Origin of the sequence: Acinetobacter sp. VT 511 (genome assembly GCF_001077515.1) — a bacterium.
Lineage (GTDB): Bacteria > Pseudomonadota > Gammaproteobacteria > Pseudomonadales > Moraxellaceae > Acinetobacter > Acinetobacter schindleri.
In genome coordinates this window covers 1-5,726 of record NZ_LFRE01000115.1, presented here as the reverse complement: position 1 = coordinate 5,726, position 5,726 = coordinate 1, and the positions used below count along the sequence as shown (strand labels likewise).

Below are 5,726 nucleotides of genomic sequence, written 5' to 3'. Positions count from 1 at the left end.
ACAATCCGATGCCTGGACGGAACTGAATTGGTCTGGCCTCCTGATGCAGAATTTCTCCTTGGGGAAAAATCCAGACCCTTTTACCTGAATCCAATAATTCACTGGTGTACTGTAGAGAGGTCCGAATACCGGACGCACTCTCCTTATTGATCGAATACGCACCCAATTTACGAAAAAAAGCATACTGCTGAAGCTGTTGCTCCTCCATCATCACATAATGATCACCCCGCGATGTCTGCCTGGCCGCATGATAGAGCAGCAGACCATCCCACCAGGAGCTGTGATTCATGAAATAGATCACCGGACGAGTCGCTTCAATCGGGGAGTTGTCCCTGATGTCCACCTGTGGGTCCAGTGACCCTGTGAGCGTGAAGGAGCGGAAGCGCCAGCCGAAGCCGGCTTCCTTGAAGACGACGGGGGCGTAGTAGATCACGGCGTTGATGCCGCTCAGCTGCTGCAACAGGAACAATCCGATGCCGACGACCAGGGCCGGCCGGACCATCGGTCCGAACAGATCGGACCAGCTTCCCTTGTTCCGGTCATCCCTGGCGATCCGGGCGATCTCCGCCAGTTCGGCCGTGACGAGCGGACTGCCGGGCGCAACCGCGCGGATGCGGGCGATCGCCGCGCCGGCCTCCTCGGACCGTCCCCTCATCGCCAGCCAGCGCGGCGTATCCGGCAGGACGAACATGCCGACGAACAAGGCGACGCCGGGCAGCGCGCCGAACAGGAACATCGTGCGCCAGGAGTCGGAGAAGGCATAACCGACGACATAGGCGCCCAGGATGCCCAGCGTCAGGCGACCATCTTTTTTCGCTCCCAGTTTGACGGTGACTTTCGCGACGTGACGAGAGGTGTTAGCAATAAACTCTTCTTCACGGGTGTAGCGGAACAGTACCGGACGCCCGGTCACGCAGGTTGCCCAGGCGCACACTTCTTCCAGCAGGATGTCCTGTTTGGAACCAAAACCGCCGCCAACTCGCTCTTTAATGACATGAACTTTATGCTGTTTCATGCCCACGAGGCGCGCGACCTGGCGGCGTAAGTGCCATGGTACCTGGGTGGAGGCGTGGATAACCAGACGATCGCCGTCCATCCGGGTAAAGCAGATATGTGTTTCAGTCGGGCACTGCTGCGCTTGCGTTGAGTTATAGGTTCGCTCAATGATCACATCGGCATCGGCAAAGCCTTTGTCCATATTTGTTGGACGCGTTTTCCATGAGTTGCTATCTATCAACGATGCAGCTTGTACGCTACATTGTGAATTGAAATAATCTAATTTATTCCTGAGCCATCGCTTTGAAGGAAGCTTCTGCGGCTTATAATGTAGCCTGAACATCCTCGTCTGTATGAGCCGTGGTCAGGAACCAAGCCTCATATTTGGATGGAGCCAGGTTAATGCCGCGGTTCAGCATGTGACGGAAAAAGGAAGCGAACAGCTCTCCATCCGTGTCTTGAGCATGATCATAATTCGTAACCGGATGATTACAGAAATGGGTGGAGAACGCACCACGAATCCGGTTGATCGTCAGTGCAATGCCATGACGGTCAGCAGAAGCTTGCAGACCTGTCGTCAGGTTGTTTCACATTGTCATTGAAACGGCTGATTTCAGGGTCTATGCCTTGTCTGCGAAATTGGGGGACTTTGCTGCCTTCGGGGATGGTTGCTTGTAGTCCATTATTTTGATCGGCATAGCGGCGGTGGTCTATTTTTTCTCGGTAGCCTGCACGTTCCAATGCCTTGTTGGCTAAGTCTGCCCATGTTTCTCGAATTTGCTTATTATCTTCTTAGGTTGTACCCATACCAAGGCTTTTTCGTTTGGCGTTGCTGAGTTCAATATCGGTTTTGGTGGTGAGGGTGAGTTTATTATCTGTGTTCAGTTCTGCCTTTCGGGAGGTGAGCATGAAATGGGCGTGGTGGTTTTTACTATTACCGCCTTTTCTGGGTTCAAGTGATTTATCGAGTCAAAGCGATTTTGCGTCGAGCTTCCGCGACAGCTTATCTCTCCAAGGAGAGCAATTCGAGTAACAACATCGTGTTCCCGCATCTGGTTATTGAACATGATGCCCACCGGGTAACCGCTGGTGGCGAAGAGATTAGTCTTACACCAAAAGAATATGAATTGCTGCACTACCTGGCAACATCTCCCGACAAAGTTTTCTCCAGAGAAGAATTGCTCAAAGATGTATGGAATTACGAATTCTTTGGCGATCTTCGTACCGTGGATACGCACGTGAAGCGTCTTCGCGAGAAACTTAACAAGGTATCGCCTGAATCGGCGGCCATGATTACGACGGTGTGGGGTGTGGGTTATAAACTGGAAGTACCGAAGTAGTTTTAGTTTCTGGAACAGAACAAGCTTCCGATCGCTGTTATCCCCAGATTTTTTGATCCCTTTTCCAAATGGGAAAATCCGGTGATAAAGGCGCACGTTTTACTTCTTCAGCTTCCTTCTGTCCTCTCCGTTTTGGTGTAAATATGAAGTTCAATTTATGCAGCTCTTATGCAAATCTTCGAATTCGTCGTTCGTTCTTATTGGACGGTTGCAAGGCTTTCCTGGATCTGTTTCACGGCATTGTCCAGCGATGCCTTCACGTCCTTATCGGTATCCCATATATCCGTAATGGCCGAAGTGATTGGTCCCCATACGCTGTCCATGGCAGGAAGCGAAGGCATCGGTGTTGAGTTATTGAACTGTTCCAGGAACGCCTTATTGATCGGGTCCTCCTGCAACTTCGGATCAGCAGCCACGCATAAGAGCTTAGCATCACGAATAAGGAGAGAAGTCTTATGCCCCGCCAAGACAGACGTGTCATCATGCTGGCAGACTGCCAGTCATTCTATGCCAGTGTGGAGAAGTCTGCACATCCCGAATACAAGGACCGCCCCCTCGTAGTCGCGGGAGATCCGGCGCGCCGTTCGGGTATTATTCTTGCGGCCTGTCCACTCGCCAAGTCCTATGGAATTACGACAGCAGAACGACTGGGCGAAGCGCTCGCCAAATGTCCAGATGTTGTTGTTGTTCGCCCCCGGATGGCCGAGTAGATTCGGGTATCCCTTCATATTACGCGTATCCTTCAGTCTTACACCGATCTGGTGGAACCCTATAGTATTGATGAACAGTTTCTCGATGTCACCGGAAGCCTGGATCTGTTCGGCAGTCCCGAGAATTATTGATGATTTCTGTGAAGGGCTTCATGTTGTACGTGTCATCCTGAATGCGCCATTCTCCCTGATCCTGCAAAAAGGTGATATCACCCGATAACGGAATGGACTTGAACTCTTTGCCATCCTTATCCGTAAATTTCAAATCGAGCGTGTATTCCACAAGAATCCAGTCACTCTTGCTATCTTTGATCTTGGTTTGTATATTTTCAGGATGCAGCAGAGCCTTCTCTTTGTCTGCTACACGTAAAGGAATCTTGTTAAATCGCGCATCTATATTGGATTCGAAATTCCTTTCTGTCAAAAATGGTCTGATTACTTCTGCTCTAGCCAGCAGACCCTCCACAGTTAACGTATCTTCATAGTCCTTATAATCAACAGTCAGTTCGGTTGTTTTATAATCCAGCGACATCACAGGTAGTATAAAGCGTCAAGTCTTTCTTCTTCGAGAATTTCTTCTTCTCTACATCCAGCAAATGTTTTCCTGCCCGACGAATGGCATCCACCTCAGCATGTGCGGTGGGGTCGCAATCCGAGAAAACTCGGTTCCTGCCTTTACTCACGACAATCCCATCCACATCCACGATTATCGCACCAATCGGATACGTTCCTTCAATAAGTGATTGTTCTGCTTCTTCCAGAGCCAAAGTTAAATATTCATAATCCGATAACTTCATTTGAAAGTCCCCCTAAGTACAGTTATAGACCACCTACAAAACAGACTCCTTGTGCAATGTGTAATAGAAGAGATTGACGGAATCACCTTTAATCGTTAAACGTTTCGGATTGTGTACTGCCCGGCTTCACCCAGAAAATCACTTTTGGTTAACTCTTTTTCTCCGAGTAATATCCTGTAGTTCGATATCGTACCGTCATGTGAAATGATAAACGTATTGCCGCTCTGTTGCCTGCACCGACGACGAAATTGTTGCCCGAAAACACCAGCGACTGCAGGTTGTAGAAGTTCATGTAGAAGGCGGCGATGTTCAGCGAGAAAGCACGGTTCGGGCTGAACTTGGTGCCGATCTCGAATGCGTCGTTGGTCTCCGCGCCGAAGCGCAGGTCACGGCCCTGCGGGCCGTTGCCCCCGAGCAGCACCGAGTCGAAGGTCGCCTGGTCGAGGTTATAGCCGCCCGACTTGTAGCCGTGATCATAGCTTCCATAGATCAGCAGCTTGTTCGAAAGCTTGTAGGCGAGCTTCACGGTGCCGGTGATCTTGTCGTCGGTGAAGCTGTCGGCGTAGTTGCCGTTGAACTCGGTGTTGATCGCGGGGTTTTCAATACATATTCAATTTCTTCAATGCCTTGTTTGCCTGTTTCAACATTGGCGAATAAAGTTTTTATAGCAACTAATTTTTCTTCATTAGTTCCGCCAATTTGTAAGTATTGTTCAATGTTTGTAATTTGATTTTGTTGCAAACCTCTTTGAGTTAATTCTTCCTTTACTTTATCAATACCAATCTTATCCAACTTATCAATAGCAACAGTTATATCAACCATTTTATCACTGCCGCCGCATAATTCTGCTAAGGCCGCTAAAATTTTTCTGCTGTTAATTTTTATTTCAACATCAATTCCTAATTTATTAAAAACAGTGGCATAAATATTTACTAATTCCACTTCATTCAATAAACTTTTGCTTCCTACAACATCTGCATCGCATTGGTAAAACTCACGGTAGCGGCCGTAAACACACCAGTCAGCATCGGTAACAATAACAATCCGTGCAGGAAAACCATCGTGGTCATCAATACCTGCCAATTGCCCGATGGCGTGGACAACAGTCCGATGAGCAGCGCAATGAGTGGACTCAGCAGAATCAGGAGCCATATGGGCGATTTGCTCATTTTCAATCGTTCAGCGGACAAGATTCGGAAGTACGTTGTCGCAAAGCTCATATCAGGCCACATCCTTCCGGCTAAAATGCACCATACCCAGCAACAGGATTAATAACCCTAGACCTGCCCCCATGCCTGCATACAGGTATGGATTAGGCCCATTCCAGGCCATCTGTGCCCAAGCGAGCGGAAAGCTCGGTGAGATACTGAGTGAGAACATACCCGTTATCGCGAGAACAATGCCCAGGGTGACGGGAAGCGCCTGATTTTTGTTAACCATCGTGAGCCACAACTCCAGTGACAACACCGGAAGGTTTGTGTCAGCAGCACCTTCGCTCCGCTGTCTTCAAGCATAAACCGCACGCGGTCAGCCGGATAATCCGGGTCAAGCGGTACATATGCCCCGCCTGCTTTCCAGACGGCCAGCACGGCCACCAGCAGGTCCACCGAGCGCTCGGCGAGAATGCCAACAATCTCCTCCCGGCCGATTCCACTTGCGCGTAGCGTGGCCGCTAAGCCGTTCGCCCGTACGTTCAGCTCCGCATACGTCAGCCGAACGTTCTCGTAGACAACGGCTTCCGCTTCCGGTGTACGTTCCGCCTGTTCCTCGAACAGTCGGTGGAACGCGGCCGCCGGAGCCGCTTCCGGCTGCGCCGGGTTAAACGCGCCGAGAATTTGTTCTTTTTCCTCTTCCGTCAGCAAGTCCAGCTCAGCGATCTTTGC

10 protein-coding genes and 2 pseudogenes are annotated in these 5,726 nt (G+C 50.0%); 3 read left to right on the top strand and 9 right to left on the bottom strand.

Annotated elements, in window-relative coordinates; translation table 11 throughout:
- Window positions 1–1,198, bottom strand: a 1,198-nt coding sequence (locus ACS72_RS19990; protein WP_212771725.1) for a molybdopterin cofactor-binding domain-containing protein, incomplete at its 3' end; no start/stop codon positions are given.
- Between the two features lie 262 nt (window positions 1,199–1,460).
- On the opposite strand from ACS72_RS19990, the gene ACS72_RS19985 reads away from it, so the two are divergent.
- A complete protein-coding gene (locus ACS72_RS19985; RefSeq protein ID WP_171249881.1) occupies window positions 1,461–1,598 on the top strand; it encodes a hypothetical protein in 138 nt (45 codons plus the stop codon).
- Here the strand turns inward: ACS72_RS19985 and ACS72_RS19980 are convergent.
- Window positions 1,579–1,956 (bottom strand): annotated as a pseudogene (locus ACS72_RS19980) (MobA/MobL family protein); the annotation flags it as partial. The gene ACS72_RS19985 and the pseudogene ACS72_RS19980 sit on opposite strands and share 20 nt — an antisense overlap.
- On the opposite strand from ACS72_RS19980, the gene ACS72_RS19975 reads away from it, so the two are divergent.
- Window positions 1,956–2,336, top strand: coding sequence for a response regulator transcription factor (locus ACS72_RS19975; protein WP_283936058.1), 381 nt, complete (start codon window positions 1,956–1,958; stop codon window positions 2,334–2,336). The pseudogene ACS72_RS19980 and the gene ACS72_RS19975 overlap by 1 nt on opposite strands.
- Window positions 2,337–2,533: 197 nt before the next feature.
- Here the strand turns inward: ACS72_RS19975 and ACS72_RS19970 are convergent, their stop codons facing one another.
- The gene (locus ACS72_RS19970; RefSeq protein WP_212771724.1) at window positions 2,534–2,752 is read right to left on the bottom strand and encodes a hypothetical protein; all 219 of its coding nucleotides are present in this window, start codon (window positions 2,750–2,752) and stop codon (window positions 2,534–2,536) included.
- Window positions 2,753–2,791: 39 nt separating this feature from the next.
- Between ACS72_RS19970 and ACS72_RS19965 the strand changes: the two are divergent.
- A pseudogene (locus tag ACS72_RS19965) lies at window positions 2,792–3,178 on the top strand (hypothetical protein).
- On the opposite strand, the gene ACS72_RS19960 reads toward ACS72_RS19965, so the two are convergent.
- The 6 genes from ACS72_RS19960 to ACS72_RS19935 all read right to left on the bottom strand — a co-directional run.
- Window positions 3,135–3,578 carry a hypothetical protein gene (locus tag ACS72_RS19960; RefSeq protein ID WP_048882691.1) on the bottom strand — a complete coding sequence of 148 codons (444 nt, stop codon included), beginning with the start codon at window positions 3,576–3,578 and terminating at the stop codon, window positions 3,135–3,137. The pseudogene ACS72_RS19965 and the gene ACS72_RS19960 sit on opposite strands and share 44 nt — an antisense overlap.
- The gene (locus ACS72_RS19955) at window positions 3,562–3,843 is read right to left on the bottom strand and encodes a nucleoside deaminase (protein WP_212771723.1); all 282 of its coding nucleotides are present in this window, start codon (window positions 3,841–3,843) and stop codon (window positions 3,562–3,564) included. Before ACS72_RS19955 ends, ACS72_RS19960 begins: the two co-directional genes overlap by 17 nt.
- 148 nt (window positions 3,844–3,991) lie before the next feature.
- Window positions 3,992–4,369 carry a TonB-dependent receptor gene (locus ACS72_RS19950; RefSeq protein WP_048882690.1) on the bottom strand — a complete coding sequence of 126 codons (378 nt, stop codon included), beginning with the start codon at window positions 4,367–4,369 and terminating at the stop codon, window positions 3,992–3,994.
- Window positions 4,366–4,995, bottom strand: coding sequence for an ATP phosphoribosyltransferase regulatory subunit (locus ACS72_RS19945; RefSeq protein ID WP_053215409.1), 630 nt, complete (start codon window positions 4,993–4,995; stop codon window positions 4,366–4,368). Before ACS72_RS19945 ends, ACS72_RS19950 begins: the two co-directional genes overlap by 4 nt.
- Window positions 4,996–5,064: 69 nt before the next feature.
- Window positions 5,065–5,223 carry a hypothetical protein gene (locus ACS72_RS19940; protein ID WP_212771722.1) on the bottom strand — a complete coding sequence of 53 codons (159 nt, stop codon included), beginning with the start codon at window positions 5,221–5,223 and terminating at the stop codon, window positions 5,065–5,067.
- A 5-nt stretch (window positions 5,224–5,228) separates the two neighbouring features.
- Window positions 5,229–5,726: AMP-binding protein (locus ACS72_RS19935; RefSeq protein ID WP_048882689.1), on the bottom strand; the 498-nt coding region annotated here is incomplete at its 5' end.